Below are 23,950 nucleotides of genomic sequence, written 5' to 3'. Positions count from 1 at the left end.
CGTGGCAACTGATCCCCGCTAGGCGCTCGAACCCGGAGGAACAAGCATGGCTGGCGACCAGAACGAGCTCGTCGAGGCCCTGAGGCGGTCGGTCAAGGAAGCGGAACGGCTGCGGCAGCAGAACCGGCGGCTCATGGCCCAGGCGACCGAGCCGCTGGCGATCGTGGGGATGAGTTGCCGTTACCCGGGCGGCGCTTCGTCGCCCGAGCAACTGTGGGACCTGGTGGCGACGGGCCGGGACGCGATGCAGGGGCTGCCGGAGGACCGCGGCTGGGACCTGGAGCGGCTGTACGACCCGGACCCGGAGAAGCTCGGGACCTTCTACGCCCAGCGCGGCGGATTCGCCGACGGCGTGGGCGACTTCGACGCGGGGTTCTTCGGGATCAGTCCGCGTGAGGCGTTGGCGATGGACCCGCAGCAGCGGCTGCTGCTGGAGGGTTCGTGGGAGGCGCTGGAGGACGCGGGCATCGACCCGGAGTCGCTGCGCGGCAGCGACACCGGGGTGTTCTGCGGGGTCGGCCTCACCGACTACCCGGGGTCCGGGACGCAGTTGGGCGGCCGGTCCGACCTGGAGGGGTTCCGGCTGACCGGCGGGACGTCGAGCGTGGTCTCGGGCCGGGTCGCCTACAGCCTGGGCCTGGAGGGCCCGGCGGTGTCGGTGGACACGGCGTGCTCCTCGTCGCTGGTGGCGATGCACCTGGCGGCGCAGGCGCTGCGGTCGGGCGAGTGCTCGCTCGCGCTGGCCGGCGGCGTGACGGTGCTGTCCGGGCCGTTCCTGCTGGTGGAGTTCTCCCGGCAGCGGGGGCTGGCCGCCGACGGCCGGTGCAAGTCGTACGCCGAGGGCGCCGACGGCACCGGCTTCTCCGACGGTGTCGGCCTGGTGGTGATGGAGCGCCTGTCGGACGCGAAGCGCCGCGGCCACCGGGTGCTGGCGGTGATCCGGGGCAGCGCGGTGAACCAGGACGGCGCCTCGAACGGGCTGACCGCGCCGAGTGGTCCGTCGCAGGAGCGGGTGATCCGTTCCGCGCTGTCGGCGGCCGGGCTGCGGCCCGACGAGGTGGACGCGGTCGAGGGCCACGGCACGGGCACGAAGCTCGGCGACCCGATCGAGGCGCACGCGCTGCTGGCCACCTACGGCCAGGGACGTGAGGACGCGGACCCGCTGTGGCTGGGCTCGATCAAGTCGAACATCGGGCACTCCTCGATGGCGGCCGGTGTCGCGGGCGTGATCAAGATGGTGCAGGCGCTGCGGCACCAGGTGCTGCCGGCGACGCTGCACGTCGATGAGCCGTCCTCGCGGGTGGACTGGGAGTCGGGCGCGGTCCGGCTGCTGACCGACGCGCAGCCGTGGCCGGCCGGGGAGCGGGTGCGCCGCGCGGGCGTGTCGTCCTTCGGGATCTCCGGCACGAACGCCCACCTGATCCTGGAGGAGGCCCCGGCGGAGGCTCCGGCCGAGTCCGGGCGCCAGGCCCCGCCGGCGGATCGGGCCCAGGCTCCGGTGGTGCCGGTGGTGGTGTCGGCGCGGGACGAGGTGGCGTTGCGGGCGCAGGCGGCGCGGTTGCGTGAGTTCGTGGTGGCGCGGCCGGGGGTGGGTGTGCTGGATGTGGGGTGGTCGGCGGCGACGACTCGGGCGCATCTGGAGTACCGGGCGGCGGTGTCGGCGTCGGATCGGGACGCGTTGGTGGCGGGGTTGGGGGCGTTGGCGTCGGGTGAGCCGGGTGCGGGGGTGGTCCAGGGGCGGACGCAGTCGGGGAAGACGGCGTTCGTGTTCTCGGGTCAGGGTGCGCAACGGGCCCGGATGGGTGCGGGGTTGGCGGGCGCCTTCCCGGTGTTCGCGGGGGCGTTGGAGGAGGTGTGCGGGCATCTCGACCCGTTGTTGGAGCGGCCGTTGTCGGTGGTGTTGGCCGCTGAGGAGGGTTCGGCGGACGCGGAACTGCTGAACGACACGCAGTACACGCAGGCGGGGTTGTTCGCGGTCGAGGTGGCGTTGTTCCGGTTGGTGGAGTCGCTGGGGGTGCGTCCGGACTTCCTGGTCGGTCATTCGGTGGGGGAGATCGCGGCCGCGCATGTGTCGGGGGTGTTGTCGTTGGCGGACGCGTCGGCGTTGGTGGCGGCGCGGGGTCGGTTGATGAGCGGGTTGCCTGCCGGGGGCGGGATGGTGGCGGTGCAGGCCGGGGAGGCCGAGGTCGTCGACTCGCTTGAGGGGTTTGGCGGTCGGTTGTCGGTGGCGGCGGTGAACGGTCCTCGGGCGGTGGTGGTTTCGGGGGAGCGGGAGGCCCTGGATGCGTGGCTGCTCTTGCCGCGGTGGGGGGACCGTAAGACGACGCGCCTTCGGGTGTCGCATGCGTTCCATTCGGCGTTGATGGAGCCGATGTTGGCGGAGTTCGCCGAGGTGGCGGGGCGGTTGGTGTTCTGCGAGCCGTCGATCCCGGTGGTGTCGAACGTCTCGGGTTCGGTGGCGTCGTCGGGGGAGTTGGCTGATCCGGGGTATTGGGTGCGGCATGCGCGGGAGGCGGTGCGGTTCGCGGACGGGATCAGCGCGCTGGCCGGTCTGGGGGTGACGCGCTTCCTGGAGTTGGGTCCGGACGGGTCGCTCACCGCCCTGGCCCGTCAGGTGGTGGATGAGGCGGGGTCCGAGGCCGGCAGTGAGGCGGTGCTGGTGCCGGCGTTGCGGGCGAGGTTGGGTGAGCCGGAGGCGTTCGCCGCGTTCCTCGGTCAGGTGCACGCGGCGGGTGTCGCGGTGGACTGGGCTTCGTTCTACGCCGGGACCGGTGCCACCACCGTGTCCCTGCCCACCTACGCCTTCCAGCACGAACGCTACTGGCTGGCGCCGGGCGCCGCGATGCCCGGGGCGGTCGCCCCCGGTGCCGAGCGCGTGGACCACCCCCTGCTCACGTCGGGTGTGCGGATCGGCGACCAGGACCAGTGGCTGTTCACCGGGCGGATGAGCACCGACTCGGACGCCTGGGTCACGGAGCACATGCTGTTCGGCACGGTCGTGGTGCCCGGCGTCACGCTCGTGGAGCTCGCGCTGACCGCGGGCCGCCAGGTGGGCTGCCCCGTGGTGGAGGAACTGGTCCTCGGCACCCCCTTCCTGCTGGCCGGCGACGCCGCGGTGCAGTTGCAGGTCACCCTCGCCGAGGCCGACGAGAACGGCCACCGAGCCGTGGCGATCTACACCGTCCCCGAGGGCGGCGGGCACGACGCCGCCGTCTGCCACGCGCGGGGCGTGGTGGCCGCCGGGGACGAGGACGAGCCCGGGTTCGAGCCGGCCGCGGAGTGGGCGGCGCAGTGGCCGCCGCAGGACGCCGAACCGGTCCCGGCCGAGCGGCTGTACGACCAGTTGACCGAACTGGGCTACGACTACGGTCCGGTGTTCCAGGGGATGCGCGCGGCCTGGCGCGACGGGGACGACATCTACGTCGACGTCGCCCTCGACGACGAGCACACCGCGGCCGCCGGCGCGTTCGGCATCCACCCGGCGCTGTTCGACGCCGTGGTGCAGGGCGGAGTGCCCCTCTTCACCGGGGGCAGCCAGCACAAGATGCCGTTCAGTTGGACCGGCGTCCGGCTCGGCCGCCGCGGCGTCTCGCGGGTACGGGTGCGCGCCGGGGCCCTCGGCGACTCCACGGTGCGGTTCGACGCGGTCGACGAGACCGGCGCCCCGGTGGTGTCGGTCCGGTCCCTCGTCCTGCGACCGGTGGACCAGGCGCAGTTGGCGGGTTCGGCGCGCGCGGCGGACGCGTCGCTGTTCACGGTCGACTGGACGGAGGTCGCGGGAGCGGGCGGCGCCGCTCCGGCCGGTGTCGCGGTGCTCGGCGAGGTCGCCGTGCCGGGCGCGGTCGTCCGCACGGAGACGGACGCGGACGGGGATGCGGGGCTCGGCGAACTGAGCGGTGTGGAGGCGCGGTTCGCGGATCTGGGTGCGTTGGTGGCGGCGGTGGCGTCGGGTGCGGTGGTGCCGGGTGCGGTGGTGGTGGCGGCTTCGTCGGGTGTGGGTGCGGGCGGGGGTGCGGAGGAGGTGGCCGCGGCGGCGCATGTCGCGGTGGCGGAGACGTTGGGGCTGGTGCGGGAGTGGTTGGCCGCGGAGGTGCTGGCGGAGTCCCGGTTGGTGCTGGTGACCCGGGGGGCGGTGTCCACGGGCGGCGAGGCACCGGACGTGGCGGCGGCGGCCGTGTGGGGTCTGGTGCGCAGCGCGCAGTCCGAACACCCGGGACGCTTCGCCCTGGTGGACCTGGACGCGCATGCCGAGGGCGACGCGGCAGAGGTGGAACTCGCCGCGCTGGCCGCGCTCGACGAGCCGCAGGTGGCGGTGCGCGGTGGGCTGGTGGTGGCGCCGCGTCTGGCGCGGGCCGTCGTGTCCTCGGCGCCTGCGGTCGAGTCGGCGGCGGACGCCGGTGCCGAGGGCGCGGTGCTGGTGACCGGTGGTACCGGCGGCCTGGGGGCCCTGGTGGCACGGCATCTGGTCGTCACCGGCGGTGTCCGGCATCTGGTGTTGGCGTCGCGGCGTGGTCTGGAGGCGCCGGGTGCGGCCGGGTTGACGGCGGAGTTGGAGGGTCTCGGCGCGCGGGTGCGGGTCATGGCGTGTGATGTGGCGGACCGGGAGCAACTGACGGCGCTGTTGGGCTCGTTGGAGGTCCCGTTGACCGGGGTCGTCCATGCGGCGGGTGTGCTGGACGACGGTCTGGTGGCGTCGTTGTCGCCGGGACAGCTCGATCGGGTGATGCGGCCGAAGTTGGACGCGGCGCTGCTGCTGGACGAGTTGACGGCGGACGCGGGGTTGCGGTCGTTCGTGTTGTTCTCGTCGGTGGCGGCGTTGATCGGTAGTGCGGGTCAGGGCAACTACGCGGCGGCGAACGCGGGGTTGGACGCTCTTGCCGCGCGGCGGCGGGCCGAGGGCCGTCCGGCGGTGTCGTTGGCGTGGGGTCTGTGGGCGGCGGAGACCGGGATGACCGGGGAGCTCGACGCCGCGCACCTCGCACGCCTGGAGCGCATGGGCGTGCAGGCGCTGTCCTCGGAGTCGGGACTCGAACTGCTCGACGCGGCCCAGCGGGTGGACGCGGCACTGGTGGCGCCGGTGCAACTGGACCTGGCGGCGCTGCGGGAGCAGGCGCGGGCGGGGACGGCGGTGCCGCTGCTCGCCGGGCTGGTCCGCGCACCGGGCCGAGTGGGCCGTGCGGGCGGGGGCGGGTCGCTGGCGCAGCGCCTCGCGGGCGTGGACCGCGAGCAGTGGGAGCGGGTGACGCTCGACCTCGTGACGGCGCAGGTCGCGGCGGTGCTCGGTCACGCGTCGGCGTCGGCCGTGGACGCCGTCCGGGCGTTCAAGGAGCAGGGCTTCGACTCCCTGTCCTCGGTCGAGCTGCGCAACCGGCTCGCCCAGGCGACCGGACTCAAACTGCCCGCCACGCTCGTGTTCGACCACCCGAGCGCGACGGCGGTGGCGACGTTCCTGGTGGCGCAGGTGCCCGGGGCCGACGCGGGCGCAGGAAAGGCGGCGGCCGTACGGGTTCCAGCCCGGCGGCGGGCCGACGTGGACGAGCCGCTGGCGATCGTGGGCATGGCCTGCCGCTACCCGGGCGGCGTCTCCTCGCCCGAGGGACTGTGGGACCTGGTCGCTTCCGGCCGGGACGCGATATCGGGCCTGCCCGGCGACCGTGGTTGGGATCTGGAGCGGTTGTACGACCCGGACCCGGAGCGCGCCGGCACGGTGTACGCGCGGGGTGGCGGGTATCTGGACGGTGCCGGGGACTTCGACGCGGGGTTCTTCGGGATCAGTCCGCGTGAGGCGTTGGCGATGGACCCGCAGCAGCGGCTACTGCTCGAAGGCGCCTGGGAGGCGCTGGAGAACGCGGGGATCGACCCGGGTTCGCTGCGCGGCAGCGACACCGGCGTCTTCACCGGCGCCGTGGCCTCCGAGTACGGCAACGGCTCGACCCCGGAACTGGAAGGCTTCCGGCTCACCGGCAGCACCACGAGCGTGGTGTCCGGACGGCTGAGCTACACCTTCGGGTTGCAGGGCCCCGCGGTGTCGGTGGACACGGCGTGCTCCTCGTCGCTGGTGGCGATGCACCTGGCGGCCCAGGCGCTGCGCAACGGCGAGTGCTCGCTCGCGCTGGCCGGCGGGGCGACGGTGATGTCCGGGCCGTTCCTGCTGGTGGAGTTCTCCCGGCAGCGCGGCCTCTCGCCCGACGGCCGCTGCCGGGCCTACTCCGCCGAGGCCGACGGGACCGGCTTCTCCGACGGTGTCGGCCTGGTGGTGATGGAGCGCCTGTCGGACGCGAAGCGCCTCGGGCACCAGATCCTCGCCGTGATCCGGGGCAGCGCGGTGAACCAGGACGGCGCCTCGAACGGGCTGACCGCGCCGAGCGGTCCGGCCCAGGAGCGGGTGATCCGTTCCGCGCTGTCGGCAGCCGGGCTGCGGCCCGACCAGGTGGACGCGGTCGAGGGCCACGGCACCGGCACCAAGCTCGGTGACCCGATCGAGGCCCAGGCCCTGCTGGCCACCTACGGCCAGGACCGACCGGCCGAGCAGCCGCTGTGGCTCGGCTCGATCAAGTCCAACATCGGCCACTCCTCGGCCGCGGCCGGCGTGGCCGGTGTGATCAAGATGGTGCAGGCGCTCCGCCACCGGCACCTGCCGGCGACGCTGCACGCGGACGAGCCCAGCCCGCACATCGACTGGGAGTCCGGTGCGGTCAAGCTGCTCACCGAGGCCCGTCCCTGGACGGACCCGGGTCGCCCGCGCCGCGCGGCCGTCTCGTCCTTCGGCGTCTCCGGCACCAACGCGCACATGATCCTGGAGGAGGCGCCCGCACCGGAGCCGGCCGCCGAGCAGCCGCAGACCGAGCCCGCGAGGACCCTGCCGGTCGTGCCGGTGCTGGTGTCGGCGAAGGACGAGGCGGGGCTGCGGGCGCAGGCGGGTCGGTTGCGGGAGCACCTGATCGCGCGGCCCGGGCTGGGCCTGGCGGACGTCGGGTACTCCACGGCGCTGACGCGTTCCCACCTGGAGCTGCGCGCCGCCGTCTCCGCGGCCGATCGCGACGGCCTGCTGGCGGACCTGGCGGGACTGGCCGCCGGTGAGCCGGGCGGGTCCCTCGCCCAGGGCCGGGCGTCGTCGGGCGAGACGGTGTTCGTGTTTCCGGGGCAGGGGGCGCAGTGGGTGGGGATGGCGGTGGGGTTGTTGGAGTCCTCTGCGGTGTTCGCGGGGGAGGTGGCGGCGTGTGATGAGGAGTTGGGGCGGTTGGTGGGGTGGCGTGTGGTGGATGTGTTGCGGGAGGTGGTGGGGGCGCCGTCGTTGGAGCGGGTGGATGTGGTGCAGCCGGTGTTGTTCGCGGTGATGGTGGGGTTGGCGGCGGTGTGGCGTTCGGTGGGGGTGGAGCCGGATGTGGTGGTGGGGCATTCGCAGGGGGAGATTGCGGCGGCGTATGTGGCGGGTGGGTTGTCGTTGGGTGATGCGGTGCGGGTGGTGGCGTTGCGGTCGCGGTTGGTGGGGGAGCGGTTGGCGGGGTTGGGGGGGATGGTGTCGGTGGGGTTGTCGGTGGGTGAGGTGGAGGGGTGGATCGGTCGGTTCGGGGGTCGGGTGTCGGTGGCGGCGGTGAACAGTCCGCGGTCGGTGGTGGTGTCGGGTGAGCCGGGTCCGCTGGACGAACTGCTGGAGGAGTGGGAGCGGGAAGGCGTCCGGGCACGTCGCGTGCCGGTGGACTACGCGTCGCACTCGGCGCAGGTCGGGGTGATGGAGGAGGAGTTGCTGGAGGTGTTGGCGCCTCTTGTGCCGCGGGCGGGTCGGGTGCCGTTCTACTCGACGGCGGCGGGTGGCTTCGTGAGCACGGAGACGTTGGACGGCGGGTACTGGTACGCGAACCTGCGCGGCCAGGTCGGCTTCGAGGAGGCGGTCCGGTCGCTCGCCGCGCGAGGAGCGCGTTCGTTCCTGGAGATGTCGCCGCATCCGGTGCTGGTCTCGGCGGTGAGCGAGACGGTGCAGGAGGTGGAGGGCGGCGATCTGGTGCGGGTGGTGGGGTCGTTGCGGCGTGGTGAGGGGGGACCGGGCCGGTTCGCGATGTCGCTGGCCGAGGCGCATGTGGCGGGGGTCGGTGTGGACTGGGCCGCGTTCTACGCGGGGACCGGTGCCCGGCGGGTGGACCTGCCGGGCTACGCGTTCCAGCGGTCCCGCTACTGGCTGCCCGTACGGGCGGGCGGCGGCGACCTGGCCGGGTCCGGCCTGGCGCGGTTCGGGCACCCGATGCTGTCGGCGGCGGTGCGTGTCGGCGACCGCGACGAGTGGGTCTTCGCCGGGCGGGTGTCGCAGGACTCCCAGCCGTGGATCCAGGACCACGCCGTGTTCGGCACGGTGATCGTCCCCGGTGTGGCCCTGGCCGAGCTGGCGCTGGCCGCCGGCGGCCAGGTGGAGGCCCCGGTCGTCGAGGAACTGGTGCTCCAGGTCCCGCTGCTGCTCGCCGAGGACGAGGAACTCGACCTCCAGGTGACCGTCGGCGCGCCGGACGAGGAGGGGCGCCGGGACATCGCGATCTACACCGCGCCGGGTGAGGGCGCCGGCCAGGAGGGCGCCCGGCCCACCTGCCACGCCCGCGGCGTGCTGTCACCCGACACCGCCCTCCCCGCGTCCCTGGACTGGGCGCGGGCGTGGCCGCCGCAGGACGCGGAGCCCGTCTCCGTCGACGGCTTCTACGAGCGGCTCGCCCACCTCGGCTACGACTACGGGCCCTCCTTCAAGGCCCTGCACGCCATATGGGAGCAGGACGAGTACGTCTACGCCGAGGCCGTCCTCCCCGACGACCACGTCGCCGGCGCCCGCCGGTACGGCATCCATCCCGGACTGCTGGACTCCTCGCTGCACAGCGGGCTCGGCTGGCTCGACAAGGGCGGCGACCACGCCGCCCAACTGCCCTTCTCCTGGGCGGGCGTGCGGCTCGGGGTGCCCGGCTGCGCCCGGGTCCGGGTCCGCATCAGCTCGACGGCCGACTCCACGCTGCACGTCGACATCGCCGACGAGCAGGGCCGACTGGTCGTCAGCGCCGAGCAGCTCGCCTTCCGTCCGGTGGACCAGGCGCAACTGGACGGCGCACGGCGGACGGAGACCGGATCGCTCCACACACTCGACTGGACCCCGGTCGCATCGGCCGCTGACGCCGTACGCCCGCAGGTGGCGGCGCTCGGCGAACTGAGCGGTGTGGAGGGGCGGTTCGCGGATCTGGGTGCGTTGGTGGCGGCGGTGGCGTCGGGTGCGGTGGTGCCGGGTGCGGTGGTGGTGGCGGCTTCGTCGGGTGTGGGTGCGGACGGGGGTGCGGAGGAGGTGGCCGCGGCGGCGCATGTCGCGGCGGCGGAGACGTTGGGGCTGGTGCGGGAGTGGCTGGCCGCCGAGGTGCTGGCGGAGTCCCGGTTGGTGCTGGTGACCCGGGGCGCGGTCTCCACGGGCGGCGAGGCACCGGACGTGGCGGCGGCGGCCGTGTGGGGTCTGGTGCGCAGCGCGCAGTCCGAACACCCGGGCCGCTTCGCCCTGGTGGACCTGGACCCGGCCGGTGAGATCGGTGGAGTGGCCCCGGACTGGGCCGCGCTGGCCGCGCTCGACGAGCCGCAGGTGGCGGTGCGCGGTGGGTTGGTGGTGGCGCCGCGCCTGGCGCGGGCCGTCGTGTCCTCCGCACCCCCGGCGGCCGCCGACGCGGACGGCGCGGTGCTGGTGACCGGTGGTACGGGTGGTCTGGGGGCCCTGGTGGCGCGGCATCTGGTCACGGTCAACGGTGCCCGGCACCTGGTGCTGGTGTCCCGTCGCGGCCCGGAGGCGCCGGGCGCGGCCGAGCTGGCCGCGGAGCTGGAGGACTTCGGCGCGCGGGTGCGGGTCGTGGCGTGTGATGTGGCGGACCGGGAGCAACTGGCGGCGCTGTTGGGCTCGTTGGAGGTCCCGTTGACCGGGGTCGTCCATGCGGCGGGTGTGTTGGACGACGGTCTGGTGGCGTCGTTGTCGCCGGGGCAGCTCGATCGGGTGATGCGGCCGAAGTTGGACGCGGCGCTGTTGTTGGACGAGCTCACGACCGGCACCGACCTCCAGTCCTTCGTGTTGTTCTCGTCGGTGGCGGCGTTGATCGGCAGTGCGGGTCAGGGCAACTACGCGGCGGCGAACGCGGGGTTGGACGCTCTTGCGGCGCGGCGGCGGGCCGAGGGCCGTCCGGCGGTGTCGTTGGCGTGGGGTCTGTGGGCGGCGGAGACCGGGATGACCGGGGAACTCGACGCGGCCCAACTGACCCGGCTCAACCGGATGGGCGTGCAGCCGCTGCCCTCCGACCTGGGACTCGAACTGCTCGACGCGGCCCAGCGGGTGGACGCGGCACTGGTGGCGCCGGTGCAACTGGACCTGGCGGCGCTGCGGGAGCAGGCGCGGGCGGGGACGGCGGTGCCGCTGCTCGCCGGGCTGGTCCGGGTACCGAAACGCCCGGAGCGCGCGGGTGGCGCCGGGTCGCTGGCGCAGCGCCTCGCGGGCGTGGACCGCGAGCAGTGGGAACAGGTGGCGCTGGACCTGGTGACGGCGCAGGTCGCGTCGGTGCTCGGCCACGCGTCGGCGTCGGCCGTGGACCCGGGACGCGCGTTCAAGGAACTCGGCTTCGACTCCCTGTCCGCCGTGGAACTGCGCAACCGCCTCGCCCAGGCGACCGGCGTCAAGCTGCCGGCCACCCTGATCTTCGACCACCCGAGGCCGACGGCGGTGGCGGGCTTCCTGGTGCGGCAGTTGTCGGGCGCCGGCGCCGTGAAGGCGGTGGCCACGCGGGCACCGGCGCGGCGGCGGGCGGAGGTGGACGAGCCGTTGGCGATCGTGGGGATGGCGTGCCGGTATCCGGGGGGTGCGTCGTCGCCGGAGCAGTTGTGGGATCTGGTGGCGAGTGGCCGGGACGCGATCTCGGAGCTTCCGGGGGACCGTGGTTGGGATCTGGAGCGGTTGTACGACCCGGACCCGGACCGTGCGGGGACGGTGTACACGCGGGGTGGCGGGTATCTGGACGGTGCCGGGGACTTCGACGCGGGGTTCTTCGGGATCAGTCCGCGTGAGGCGTTGGCGATGGACCCGCAGCAGCGGCTGCTGCTCGAAGGCGCCTGGGAGGCGCTGGAGGACGCGGGGATCGATCCTGGTTCGCTGCGCGGCAGCGACACCGGCGTCTTCTGCGGTGTCGGCCCCTCCGACTACATCTCGGGCCTGATGGCCGGAGGCGGTGGCGCGGAGCTCGAAGGCTTCCGGATGACCGGCGGAACCACGAGCGTGGTCTCGGGCCGGGTCGCCTACAGCCTCGGCCTGGAAGGGCCGGCGGTGTCGGTGGACACGGCGTGCTCCTCCTCGCTGGTGGCGATGCACCTCGCCGCGCAGGCGCTGCGGTCGGGCGAGTGCTCGCTCGCGCTGGCCGGCGGCGTCACGGTCATGGCGGGTCCCTTCCTCCTGGTGGAGTTCTCCCGGCAGCGCGGGCTCTCGCCCGACGGGCGGTGCCGCTCCTACGCCGAGGGCGCCGACGGCACCGGCTTCTCCGACGGGCTCGGCCTGATCGTCCTGGAGCGGCTGTCGGACGCGCGCCGTCTGGGCCACAACGTGCTCGCCGTACTGCGCGGCACCGCGGTGAACCAGGACGGCGCCTCCAACGGGCTGACGGCGCCGAGCGGTCCCGCCCAGGAGCGGGTGATCCGTTCCGCGCTGTCGGCGGCCGGGCTGCGGCCCGACGAGGTGGACGCGGTCGAGGGCCACGGCACCGGCACCAAGCTCGGTGACCCGATCGAGGCGCACGCGCTGCTGGCGACCTACGGCCAACGCCGTGAGGCCGACCGGCCGTTGTGGCTGGGCTCGATCAAGTCCAACATCGGGCACTCCTCGACGGCCGCCGGTGTCGCGGGCGTCATCAAGATGGTGCAGGCGCTGCGGCACCAGCAGCTCCCCGCCACCCTGCACGTGGACGCGCCGTCCTCGCGGGTGGACTGGGAGTCGGGCGCGGTCCGGCTGCTGACCGACGCGCAGCCGTGGCCGGCCGGGGAGCGGGTGCGCCGCGCGGGCGTCTCGTCCTTCGGTGTCAGCGGCACCAACGCGCACGTGATCCTCGAAGAGGCCCCGGTGGTCGCCGAGGAACCGCGGACCGAGCCCGAGAGGACCCTGCCGGTGGTGCCGGTGGTGGTGTCGGCGCGGGACGAGGTGGCGTTGCGGGCGCAGGCGGCGCGGTTGCGTGAGTTCGTGGTGGCGCGGCCGGGGGTGGGTGTGCTGGATGTGGGGTGGTCGGCGGCGACGACTCGGGCGCATCTGGAGTACCGGGCGGCGGTGTCGGCGTCGGATCGGGACGCGTTGGTGGCGGGGTTGGGGGCGTTGGCATCGGGTGAGCCGGGCGCGGGGGTGGTCCAGGGGCGCACCGACGCGGGCAAGACCGCGTTCGTGTTCTCGGGTCAGGGTGCGCAACGGGCCCGGATGGGTGCGGAGTTGGCGGGAGCCTTCCCGGTGTTCGCGGGGGCGTTGGAGGAGGTGTGCGGGCATCTCGACCCGTTGTTGGAGCGGCCGTTGTCGGTGGTGTTGGCCGCTGAGGAGGGTTCGGCGGACGCGGAACTGCTGAACGACACGCAGTACACGCAGGCCGGACTGTTCGCCGTCGAGGTCTCTCTTTTCCGGCTGGCGGCATCCCTGGGCATCCGCCCGCACTTCCTGGTCGGTCATTCGGTGGGGGAGATCGCGGCCGCGCACGTGTCCGGGGTCCTTTCCCTGCCGGACGCGTCGGCGTTGGTGGCGGCGCGGGGTCGGTTGATGAGTGCGTTGCCTTCGGGTGGCGGGATGGTGGCGGTGCAGGCCGGGGAGGCCGAGGTCGTCGACTCGCTCGAAGGGTTCGCCGGTCGGTTGTCGGTGGCGGCGGTGAACGGCCCCCGGGCGGTGGTCGTTTCGGGGGAGCAGGAAGCCCTGGACGCGTGGCTGCTCTTGCCGCGGTGGCGGGACCGTAAGACGACGCGCCTTCGGGTCTCGCATGCGTTCCACTCGGCGTTGATGGAGCCGATGTTGGCGGAGTTCGCCGAGGTGGCGGGGCGGTTGGTGTTCTCCGAGCCGTCGATCCCGGTGGTCTCGAACCTGACCGGCACCGTGACCGGGTCCGGTGAGCTGGCTGATCCGGGGTATTGGGTGCGGCATGCGCGGGAGGCGGTGCGGTTCGCGGACGGGATCAGCGCGCTGGCCGAACTGGGGGTGACGCGCTTCCTGGAGTTGGGTCCGGACGGGTCGCTCACCGCCCTGGCGCGTCAGGTGGTGGACGAGGCGGGGTCCGAGGCCGGCGGTGAGGCGCTTTTCGTGCCGGCGTTGCGGGCGAGGCTGGGTGAGCCGGAGGCGTTCGCCGCGTTCCTGGGCCAGGTGCACGCGGCGGGTGTCGCGGTGGACTGGGCGGCGTTCTACGCCGGGACCGGCGCCACCACGGTGTCCCTGCCCACCTACGCCTTCCAACACGAACGCTACTGGCTGGCGTCGCTGGTCGGGGCGGGCGACCCCGCCGCCGCCGGACTGGCGCGGCTCGACCACCCGCTGCTCACCGCCGCGGTCCCGGTCGGCGACCAGGGCCAGTGGCTGTTCACCGGTCGGCTCTCGCAGGAGATCCAGCCGTGGAGTGGGGACCACACCGTCCTCGGCGCGGTCATCGTGCCGGGCGCGGCGCTGGTCGAACTCGCCCTGGCGGCCGGCCGGCAGGTCGGCTGCCCGGTCATCGACGAGCTGGTGCTCCAGGTGCCGCTGCCGGTGCCGGACCGCGACGCGGTGCCGTTGCAGGTCATGGTCGGCGAACCCGGACCCGACGGGCGCCGGGACGTGGCGATCTACACCCGCTCGGCTGTCGCCGGGCAGGACGACCCGGCCGCCGCGGCCGGCGTGATGACGTGCCACGCCCGCGGCACCCTGGCTGAGGAGGCCGGGCTGCTCGCCCTGGCGTTCCCGGCCGAGTGGCCGCCGGAGGGCGCCGAACCGGTCGCGGTCGAGGGGCTGTACGACCGGCTGGCCGACGCCGACTACGCGTACGGCCCCGCCTTCCAGGCGCTGCGGGCGGCCTGGCGCGACGGCGAGGACGTCTACGCCGAGATCGACCTCCCCGAAGAGGCCGGCTCCGCGAGCGGGTTCGGCATCCACCCGGCCCTGCTGGACGCCGCGTTGCACGGCGGGCTGCTCGACCGGGACGGGACCACCCCGGTGGAGCTGCCGTTCTCCTGGTCCGGTGTCCGGCTGGACCAGCGCGGCACCTCGCGGGCGCGGGTCCGGATCACCCCGGCGGGACCGTCGGGCACGCGGATCGACATCGCCGACGAGACCGGCGCGCCGATCGCGTCCGTCCGGGAACTCGCCTCCCGGCCGGTGGACCAGGCGCAGTTGGCGGGCGCCGGGCGCGCGGCCGACGGATCGCTGTTCACGATGGAGTGGAACGAGGTCGCCGGAATGGGCGGCGCCGCCCCGGTGGGCGTCGCGCTGCTCGGCGACGTGCCCGAGCCGGCCGCGGGATCGGCGGCGGACCAGGCCGAGGACCCGGCCGCGCGTGCGGACACCGGTGCGGACCCGCGCTTCGCCGACCTCGACGCGCTGCTCGCGGCGGTCGCGGCCGGCGCGGCGGTGCCGGACGCGGTGGTGACGGCGGTGCCGTCCGGCGCGGCCCCCGACGACGCCGCGGCGGACGCGGCGGACGCCGCGGGGACGGTGCGTGCGGCGGCCGCGCGGACGCTGGCGCTGGTGCAGGAGTGGCTGGCCGCCGACGCGCTGTCGGGGGCTCGGCTGGTGCTGGTGACCCGGGGCGCGATCTCCACCGGTGGAGAAGCGCCGGACGTGGCGGCGGCCGCCGCGTGGGGTCTGGTGCGCAGCGCCCAGTCCGAGCACCCGGGACGCTTCGCCCTGGTGGACCTGGACCCGGTCGGCGGCATCGGCGGCGACGGCTCCGAGGGGGGCGGTGACGACGCGGCCGCGGCGCTGGACTGGGCCGTGCTCGCCGCGCTCGACGAGACCCAGGTCGCGGTGCGCGGCGACCGGGTACTGGCTCCCCGGCTGGCCCGGGCCACCGCCTCCGCGGCGCCCACCGAGGGCCCGTGGCTGCTCCAGGCGGCCACGAAGGGATCGCTGGAGGGCCTGGCGCTCGTGCCCGCCGACACCGACCGCCCGCTGGAGCCGGGCGAGGTCCGGATCGCGGTGCGGGCCGCGGGCCTGAACTTCCGCGACGTGCTCATCACGCTCGGCCTGTACCCGGGCGACGCCACACTCGGCAGCGAGGCCGCCGGCACCGTCCTGGAGACCGGCGCCGACGTCACGGACCTGGCACCCGGCGACCGGGTGATGGGCATGACCGCCGACACCTTCGGCCCCGTCGTGATCGTGGACCGGCGGCTGGTCGCACGGATCCCGGCGGACTGGTCGTTCGAACAGGCGGCCGCCGTCCCGGTGGTGTACCTCACGGCCTACTACGGGCTGAAGCACCTGGCCGGGCTGTCGGCCGGGGAACGCGTGCTCATCCACTCCGCCGCCGGCGGTGTCGGGATGGCTGCGGTCCAGGTGGCCAACTACCTGGGCGCGGAGGTCTACGCGACCGCCAGCCCGGCGAAGTGGGAGGCCGTACGCGCGCTGGGCGTGCCGGCGGAGCGGATCGCCAACTCCCGTGACCTCGGCTTCGCGGAGACCTTCGCCCGGGAGACCGGCGGCGAGGGCGTGGACGTGGTCCTGGACGCGCTGGCCGGCGAGTTCGTCGACGCCTCGCTGGGCCTGCTGCCGCGCGGCGGCCGGTTCCTGGAGATGGGCAAGGCCGACGTCCGCGACCCGCAGGCCGTCGCCGCCGCCCACCCGGGCGTGGAGTACCGCTCGTTCGACCTCTTCGAGGTCAGCCCCGAGCGGCTGGGCCGGATGCTCGCCGAGATCGTGGACCTGTTCGCCGGCGGCGTGCTGACCCACGCGCCGATACGCACCTGGGACATCCGGCAGTACGCGGAGGCGTTCCGGTTCCTGCGCGAGGGCCGCAACACCGGCAAGGTCGTCTTCACCGTGCCGCAGCCGGCCGACCCCGGGCACGCGGTGCTGGTGACCGGCGGCACCGGCGGCCTGGGCGCACTGGTCGCCCGGCACCTGGTCACGGTCAACGGGGCCCGGCATCTGGTGCTGGCGTCGCGGCGTGGTCTGGAGGCGCCGGGCGCGGCCGAGTTGGCGGCGGAGCTGGAGGACCTCGGCTGCCGGGTGCGGGTCGCGGCCTGCGACGTGGCGGACCGCGGTCAACTGACGGCGCTGCTGGGCTCGTTGGACACTCCGCTCGCCGGTGTGGTGCACGCGGCCGGTGTCCTCGACGACGGTCTGCTGGCGTCGATGACGCCGGAGCAACTGGAGCGGGTGGTCCGGCCGAAGTTGGACGCGGCGCTGTTGTTGGACGAGCTCACGACCGGCACCGACCTCCAGTCCTTCGTGTTGTTCTCGTCGGTGGCTGCGTTGATCGGTAGTGCGGGTCAGGGCAACTACGCGGCGGCGAACGCGGGGTTGGACGCTCTTGCGGCGCGGCGGCGGGCGGAGGGCCGTCCGGCGGTGTCGTTGGCGTGGGGTCTGTGGGCGGCGGAGACCGGGATGACCGGGGAACTCGACGCGGCCCAACTGACCCGGCTCAACCGGATGGGCGTGCAGCCGCTGTCCGCGGAGTTCGGTCTCGAACTCCTGGACGCGGCCCAGCGGGTGGACGCGGCGCTGGTGGCGCCGGTGCAACTGGACCTGGCGGCGCTGCGGGAGCAGGCGCGGGCGGGGACGGCGGTGCCGCTGCTGGCCGGGCTGGTCCGCACACCCGGGCGTACGGCCCGTGCGGGCGGCGGGGGATCGTTGGCGAAGCGGCTCGCGGGTGTGGACCGCGAGCAGTGGGAGCAGGTGGCGCTGGACCTGGTGAGGACGCAGGTGGCGGCGGTGCTCGGGCACGCGTCGGCGTCGGCGGTGGACCCGGGACGCGCGTTCAAGGAACTCGGCTTCGACTCGCTGGCCGCCGTGGAGTTGCGCAACCGCCTCGCCCAGGCGACCGGACTCAAGCTGCCGGCCACCCTGGTCTTCGACCACCCCACCTCGCTCGCCGCGGCGCAGTTCCTCGTGCGCCAGGTTCCCGGCGCCGAGTCCCCGACCGCGGCCGCGCCCGCCGTACGGGTTCCGGCGCGGCGGCGGGCGGAGGTGGACGAGCCGTTGGCGATCGTGGGGATGGCGTGCCGGTATCCGGGGGGTGCGTCGTCGCCGGAGCAGTTGTGGGATCTGGTGGCGAGTGGCCGGGACGCGATCTCGGAGCTTCCGGGGGATCGTGGTTGGGATCTGGAGCGGTTGTACGACCCGGACCCGGACCGGACGGGGACGGTGTACGCGCGGGGTGGCGGGTATCTGGACGGTGCCGGGGACTTCGACGCGGGGTTCTTCGGGATCAGTCCGCGTGAGGCGTTGGCGATGGACCCGCAGCAGCGGTTGTTGCTGGAGGGTGCGTGGGAGGCGCTGGAGGACGCGGGGATCGATCCTGGTTCGCTGCGCGGCAGCGACACCGGCGTCTTCTGCGGCGCGGTCGCGTCGGAGTACGCGGGCGGGGCGACGCCGGACCTCGAAGGGTTCCGGCTCACCGGCACCACCACGAGCGTGATGTCCGGTCGCCTGAGCTACACCTTCGGCTTCCAGGGCCCGGCGGTGTCGGTGGACACGGCGTGCTCCTCGTCGCTGGTGGCGATGCACCTGGCGGCGCAGGCGCTGCGCAACGGCGAGTGCTCGCTCGCGCTGGCCGGGGGCGTGACGGTGATGTCCGGGCCGTTCCTGCTGGTGGAGTTCTCCCGGCAGCGCGGCCTCTCGCCCGACGGCCGCTGCAAGTCCTACGCCGCCGAGGCCGATGGAACCGGCTTCTCCGACGGTGCCGGGCTGGTGGTGATGGAGCGCCTGTCGGACGCGAAGCGCCTGGGACACAAGGTGCTCGCTGTCATCCGGGGCAGCGCGGTGAACCAGGACGGCGCCTCGAACGGGCTGACGGCGCCGAGCGGTCCGGCCCAGGAGCGGGTGATCCGTTCCGCGCTGTCGGCGGCCGGGCTGCGGCCCGACCAGGTGGACGCGGTCGAGGGCCACGGAACCGGCACGAAGCTCGGCGACCCGATCGAGGCCCAGGCCCTGCTGGCGACCTACGGCCAGGACCGACCGGCCGAGCAGCCGCTGTGGCTCGGCTCGATCAAGTCCAACATCGGCCACTCGTCCGCCGCGTCGGGCGTGGCCGGTGTGATCAAGATGGTGCAGGCGCTCCGCCACCGGCACCTGCCGGCGACGCTGCACGCGGACGAGCCCAGCCCGCACATCGACTGGGAGTCCGGCGCGGTCAAGCTGCTCACCGAGGCCCGTCCCTGGACGGACCCGGGTCGCCCGCGCCGCGCGGCCGTCTCGTCCTTCGGCGTCAGTGGCACCAACGCGCACATGATCCTGGAGGAGGCGCCCGCGCCGAAGGAGACGGTCCCGGCCTCGGGTCCGGCCTCTCCGAAGCCGGCCGCGGGAGTCTCCCCGGTGGTGCCGGTGGTGCCGGTGGTGGTGTCGGCGCGGGATGAGGTGGCGTTGCGGGCGCAGGCGGCGCGGTTGCGTGAGTTCGTGGTGGCGCGGCCGGGGGTGGGTGTGCTGGATGTGGGGTGGTCGGCGGCGACGACTCGGGCGCATCTGGAGTACCGGGCGGCGGTGTCGGCGTCGGATCGGGATGCGTTGGTGGCGGGGTTGGGGGCGTTGGCGTCGGGTGAGCCGGGCGCGGGTGTGGTTCAGGGGCGGACCGACGCGGGCAAGACGGCGTTCGTGTTCTCGGGTCAGGGTGCGCAACGGGCTCGGATGGGTGCGGGGTTGGCGGGGGTGTTCCCGGTGTTCGCGGGGGCGTTGGAGGAGGTGTGCGGGCATCTCGACCCGTTGTTGGAGCGGCCGTTGTCGGTGGTGTTGGCCGCTGAGGAGGGTTCGGCGGACGCGGAACTGCTGAACGACACGCAGTACACGCAGGCGGGGTTGTTCGCGGTCGAGGTGGCGTTGTTCCGGTTGGTGGAGTCGCTGGGGGTGCGTCCGGACTTCCTGGTCGGTCATTCGGTGGGGGAGATCGCGGCTGCGCACGTGTCGGGGGTGTTGTCGTTGGCGGACGCGTCGGCGTTGGTGGCGGCGCGGGGTCGGTTGATGAGCGGGTTGCCTTCGGGTGGCGGGATGGTGGCGGTGCAGGCCGGGGAGGCCGAGGTCGTCGAGTCGCTTGAGGGGTTCGCCGGTCGGTTGTCGGTGGCGGCGGTGAACGGCCCTCGGGCGGTGGTGGTTTCGGGGGAGCAGGAGGCTTTGGACGCGTGGCTGCTCTTGCCGCGGTGGCGGGACCGTAAGACGACGCGCCTTCGGGTGTCGCATGCGTTCCACTCGGCGTTGATGGAGCCGATGTTGGCGGAGTTCGCCGAGGTGGCGGGGCGGTTGGTGTTCTGCGAGCCGTCGATCCCGGTGGTGTCGAACCTGACCGGCACCGTGACCGGGTCCGGTGAGCTGGCTGATCCGGGGTATTGGGTGCGGCATGCGCGGGAGGCGGTGCGGTTCGCGGACGGGATCAGCGCGCTGGCCGAACTGGGGGTGACGCGCTTCCTGGAGTTGGGTCCGGACGGATCGCTCACCGCCCTGGCCCGTCAGGTGGTGGATGAGGCGGGGTCCGAGGCCGGCAGTGAGGCGGTGCTGGTGCCGGCGTTGCGGGCGAGGTTGGGTGAGCCGGAGGCGTTCGCCGCGTTCCTCGGTCAGGTGCACGCGGCGGGTGTCGCGGTGGACTGGGCGGCGTTCTACGCCGGGACCGGTGCCACCACCGTGTCCCTGCCCACCTACGCCTTCCAGCACGAACGCTATTGGCTGCTGCCCCGTGCCGCGGCGGGCGACGCGGCCGCGGCCGGCCAGGCGCGGCTCGACCACCCGCTGCTGGTCGCGGCCGTCCCGGTCGGCGACCGGGACGAGTGGCTGCTGACCGGCCGCCTGTCCCTGGAGACCCAGCCCTGGCTGGCGGACCACGCCGTGCTCGACACGGTCCTGGTGCCCGGCGCCGCCCTGGCCGAACTCGCCCTGGCCGCCGGCCGGCAGGTCGGCACCCCCGTGGTCGAGGAACTCGTCCTCCAGGCGCCGCTGCCGCTGCCCGCGGGCGAGGCCGTCCACCTCCAGGTCACCGTCGCCGAACCCGACGAGAGCGGCCACCGCGCGCTGGCGGTCTACACCCGTCCGCAGGCCGCCGAGCACGGCGAGCGGCCCGGGGCGACGTGCCACGCCCGCGGCAGGCTCGCGCCGGAGGACGCCTCCTCCGTGGTGCCGTTCCCGGCCTCCTGGCCGCCCGCCGGCGCCGTCGCGGTGCCGGTCGACGGGCTGTACGAGCGGCTGGCCGACGCGGGTTACGCCTACGGTCCCGTCTTCCAGGGGCTGCGGGCGGCCTGGCGCGACGGTGACGAGGTCTACGCCGAGGTGGTCCTGCCGGACGAGGAGGCCGGCTCCGCCGAGGCGTTCGGCATCCACCCGGCGCTGCTGGACGCGGCGTTGCACGGCGGGCTGCTCGACCACGACGACGTCTCGGGCGTCGAGCTGCCGTTCTCCTGGTCCGGTGTCCGGCTGGACCGGCGCGGCACCTCGCGGGTCCGGGTCCGGATCGCCCCGGCGGGACCGTCCACGACCCGCATCGACCTCGCCGACGAGTTCGGCGGACACGTCGGCGGCGTACGGGAGTTCACCTCCCGGCCGGTGGACCCGGCGCAGTTGGCGGGAGCCGGGCGCGCGGCCGACGGATCGCTCTTCGCCGTGGACTGGGTGCCGGTCACGGCCGGCACCGCGGCGGCCAGGGTCGTGATCCTGGGCGAGCAGGACGGCGCCGGGGAGCGGCACGCGGACCTGGACGCGTTGGAGGCGGCGGTGACCGCGGGCGCGGCGGTGCCCGACGTGGTCGTGACCGCGGTCGGGAGCACGCCGGCGGTCGGCGACGAGGCCGCCACCGTGCGGGCCGCGACGGCGGACGCGCTGGCGCTGGTGCAGCGCTGGCTGGGCAGCGAACCGCTGTCCGGGGCACGCCTCGTGGTGGTCACCCGCGGCGGTGCCGGGGTGGGCGCCGAGGCGCCCGACCTCGGCCAGGCCCCGGTGTGGGGTCTGGTGCGCAGCGCGCAGTCCGAGCACCCGGGACGCTTCGCTCTGGTGGACCTGGACCCGGTCGACAGCGGCGACGACGGCGACGGCGGCATCGACGGCTCCGACCGCTCCGACAGCGGGGACGGGGCGGCGGCGCCGGACTGGGCCGCGCTCGGGGCGCTGGACGAGCCGCAGGTCGCGGTCCGCGGCGACCTGGTGCTGGCCCCCCGGCTGGCCCGGGCGGCCGCGCCGGCCGTTCCCGCCGAGGGCCCGTGGCTGCTGTCGGCGGCCGAGAAGGGGTCGTTGGAGGGTCTGAAGCTGGTGCCCTCCGGCGCGGACCGCCCGTTGGAGGCGGGTGAGGTCCGGGTCGCGGTGCGGGCGGCGGGTCTCAACTTCCGCGACGTGCTGATCGCGCTCGGCCTCTACCCCGGGGACGCGCCGCTCGGCAGCGAGGCCGCGGGCGTGGTCCTGGAGACCGGGGCCGACGTCACCGACCTGGCGCCCGGTGACCGGGTGACGGGTCTGATCCCCGAGTCGTTCGGCACGGCGGCGATCGTGGACCGCCGACTGGTCGCGCCGGTCCCGGACGGCTGGTCGTTCGCACAGGCGGCGGCGGTCCCGGTGGTGTACCTGACGGCGTACTACGGGCTGGTGGACCTCGGCGGGTTGGCGGCCGGGGAACGGGTGCTGGTGCACGCGGCGGCCGGTGGTGTCGGGATGGCGGCGGTGCAGCTCGCCACGCACCTGGGCGCGGAGGTCTACGCGACCGCGAGCCCGGCGAAGTGGGACGCGGTGCGCGCGCTGGGGGTGCCGGCGGAGCGGATCGCCAACTCGCGCGACCTCGGCTTCGCGGAGACCTTCGCCCGGGAGACCGGCGGCGAGGGCGTGGACGTGGTCCTGAACGCCCTGGCCGGCGAGTTCGTCGACGCGTCCTTGAGCCTGCTGCCGAACGGCGGCCGGTTCCTGGAGATGGGCAAGGCCGACGTCCGCGACCCGCGGGAGATCGCCGACGCCCATCCCGGTGTGCGGTACCGGGCGTTCGACTCCTTCGAGGCCGGACCGGACCGCATCCAGGCCATGCTGGGCGAGGTGCTGGACCTGTTCGCCCGGGGTGTGCTGGCGCACGCGCCGGTGCGGACCTGGGACGTGCGGGACGGCCAGGAGGCGTTCCGGTTCCTGCGCGAGGGCCGCAACACCGGCAAGGTGGTCCTCACCGTGCCGGGGCCGCTCGACGCGGACGGCGCGGTGCTGGTGACCGGCGGTACCGGCGGCCTGGGCGCCCTGGTCGCCCGGCACCTGGTCGCCACCGGCGGCACTCGGGACCTGGTGCTGGCGTCGAGGCGCGGCCCGGAGGCGCCGGGCGCGGCCGAGCTGGCGGCGGAACTGGAGGACCTCGGCTGCCGGGTGCGGGTCGCGGCCTGCGACGTGACGGACCGCGGGCAACTGGCGGACCTGCTCGCGTCGTTGGACGTCCCGCTGACCGGGGTCGTGCACGCCGCCGGTGTCCTGGACGACGGTGTGGTCACCGCGCTGGCGCCGGAGCAACTGGACCGGGTGATGCGGCCCAAGGTCGACGCGGCGCTGCTGCTCGACGAGTTGACCGCGGACGCGGACCTGAGGTCGTTCGTCCTGTTCTCGTCGGCGGCCGGCCTGATCGGCAGCTCGGGGCAGGGCAACTACGCCGCCGCCAACGCCGTCCTGGACGCTCTGGCCGCGCGGCGGCGGGCGTCCGGGCGGCCGGCGGTGTCGCTGGCCTGGGGCCTGTGGGCCGAGGAGACCGGGATGGCCGGCGGCCTCGACGAGGCCGCACTGTCCCGGCTGGCCCGGCAGGGCGTGCTGCCCATGCCGGCGCCGCTGGCCCTGGACCTGTTCGACCGGGGCCGCGCGCACGACCGGGCCCTGATGGTTCCGGCCCGGTTCGACCTGGGCGCGCTGCGCGTCCAGTCCGGCGGCGGACTGCTGCCGCCGCTGCTGGCCGGCCTGGTCGGCTCCCCGGCCCGCCGCACCCAGGCGGCCGGCGGGACAACGGCACGGCGGCTGGCCGCGGTGCCCGAGGGCGAACGCCCGTCCGTGGCGCTCGAACTGGTCCGGTCGCACGTCGCGGCCGTGCTGGGCCACCCCTCGCCGGAGGCGGTCGACCCGGGCCGCGGGTTCCGGGACCTCGGCTTCGACTCGCTGGCCGCCGTCGAACTGCGCAACCGGCTGACCCAGGCCACCGGCCTGCGCCTGCCCACGACGCTGGTCTTCGACCACCCGGAACCCGCGGCCGTGGCCCGGTTCCTGGTGGGCGAGACCGCGGCCCAGGCCGACGCGGCCGGTACGGGCGCGGCGCGACCCGCGGCCGGGACCGCCGCCGACGCGTCGGGCGGGTCGTCCGGCGACGGCACGTTCAGCGCGCTGATCCGCCACGCCCACGCGACGCAGTCGCTGGTCGAGGCGCTGCCGCTGCTCACCGACGCGTCGAGGTTCCGGCCGTCCTTCACCTCGTCCGACCTGCCCGACGCCGGCGGATACGTCGTCAAGCTCGCCTCGGGCGCGGGCCTGCCCAAGCTGGTCTGCGTGCCGTCCTTCATGCCCGGCTCCGGCCCGCACCAGTTCATGCGGTTCGCCGACGGCTTCGAGGGGAAGCGGGACGTGTTCGCCTGCTCGCTGCCGGGCTTCCACGGCACGGACTCGGCGCCCGGCTCCTGGCGCGCCGCGATCGACGTCCTGGCCGCGTCGATCCGCCGCGCGGTCGGGGACGACCCCTTCGTCCTGGTCGGCTACTCGATCGGCGGCGTGCTGGCGCACTCGATCGCCGCCCGCCTGGAGGCCGAGGACGCCGGTCCGGCCGGTGTGGTCATGCTCGACACCCCCACGCCG

The 23,950-nt window shown here is 74.6% G+C and carries 1 pseudogene; it reads left to right on the top strand.

What is annotated here, in order from left to right:
• Nucleotides 1–46 precede the first annotated feature (46 nt).
• A pseudogene (locus RVR_RS37450) lies at nt 47–23,950 on the top strand (SDR family NAD(P)-dependent oxidoreductase); the annotation flags it as partial.

Source organism: Streptomyces sp. SN-593, assembly GCF_016756395.1.
Classification (GTDB): domain Bacteria; phylum Actinomycetota; class Actinomycetes; order Streptomycetales; family Streptomycetaceae; genus Actinacidiphila; species Actinacidiphila reveromycinica.
The sequence above is the reverse complement of the archived record's forward strand: the minus strand, read 5'-3'. Positions and strand labels throughout refer to the sequence as shown.